A 1166-nucleotide genomic window follows, 5' to 3' on the forward strand; every position below is an offset into this window, starting at 1 on the left:
AACTCGTCTCGTACCCCTCTTCTTCTAAAAGCGTCTGCAGTAGAAACAAGTTGTCAGGGGAATCATCGACAGCCAAAATCTGATCTTTTTTGGAAGGGCGGGTTAGAGGTAAAGCATTCATTGAATCTTTTGTTGGTAAGTCAGAAGTGGAAACCCCTGTCATTGATGTATGGGGAGCGGGCTAATTAGTGGGTCGGCAAACCATTGCACACAGCCCCTCAGCAACTTCCCCCTTACACAAACAGCAGCCTGAGTTCGCTTCATTATGGCAAATTGGGCTTTACAGGCAAAGAAAAAATTGCCAATAGCCAAGGTCGTTGAAACCCTTAGGGATTAAAGGCTTAGTCCAATTGTTAATTTTCCTTGTTTCTCACCGCCACTATGCAGCGCGTTTCAATTTTTGTAAACTGGAAGGAATGGTTTGAGTTAGATCATAATTTTTTGTAAATTATTCTGGTAACCTATGTGCGACTATGGTAATATCAGCAGCTTATAAAGCTACATTTGCTGCACCAGTCAAAGCTCCTGAACGCTCTGGTCAAGTTACCCGAAAGCCTTATCCCAAATATAAGGTAATTGTGTTAGACGATGATTTTAACACGTTTCAGCATGTTCACGACTGTCTGGTCAAGTATATCCCTGGGATGACAAATGATCACGCCTGGGAGCTCACCCATCAAGTTCACAACGAAGGTCAAGCCATTGTTTGGGTCGGTCCCCAGGAACAAGCGGAACTCTACCACCAACAGCTTTCTCGTGCTGGCTTAACCATGGCTCCCTTGGAGGCTACATAGTATTATGAGCCAACCCAAAGACGGCAGACTGGTTTGGAATCACTCTACCCACATTCAGGGTCTCATTCCAGTTCTCCAACGACTCACCGATTACCCAGGTATTCAAACCATTACCCCTGCTGTCCTTGGGCGGGCAAGAAGTCACTGTCCTAAATTACAGTTAAAAGTATCAGTGCCAATTCGTGGGGGATTCAAGGTGATTGCTAGGTCTGGTAAAAGCTTTCAAGAGGTGTTCATCCTCACCAACTTGAGTAAAGTGGAATTAGAAAAAGCGATCGCTCAATCACTAAAACGATAAGTAGATAGAATTTAGAATTTAGAATTTAGAATTTAGAATTTAGTTGTAGGGTGGGCATTGCTTGAAATCAACCC

2 protein-coding genes are annotated in these 1166 nt (G+C 43.7%); both read left to right on the forward strand.

Annotated features, from left to right (window positions below):
- Positions 1 to 473: 473 nt before the first annotated feature.
- Positions 474 to 794, forward strand: a complete 321-nt coding sequence (gene clpS / locus F6K37_RS17500) for an ATP-dependent Clp protease adapter ClpS (RefSeq protein ID WP_071105615.1) — start codon at positions 474 to 476, stop codon at positions 792 to 794.
- A 4-nt stretch (positions 795 to 798) separates the two neighbouring features.
- Positions 799 to 1092, forward strand: a complete 294-nt coding sequence (locus tag F6K37_RS17505; RefSeq protein ID WP_008186027.1) for a DUF2103 domain-containing protein — start codon at positions 799 to 801, stop codon at positions 1090 to 1092.
- Positions 1093 to 1166: the final 74 nt, after the last annotated feature.

The organism is Moorena sp. SIO4E2 (assembly GCF_010671945.1).
Lineage (GTDB): Bacteria > Cyanobacteriota > Cyanobacteriia > Cyanobacteriales > Coleofasciculaceae > Moorena > Moorena producens.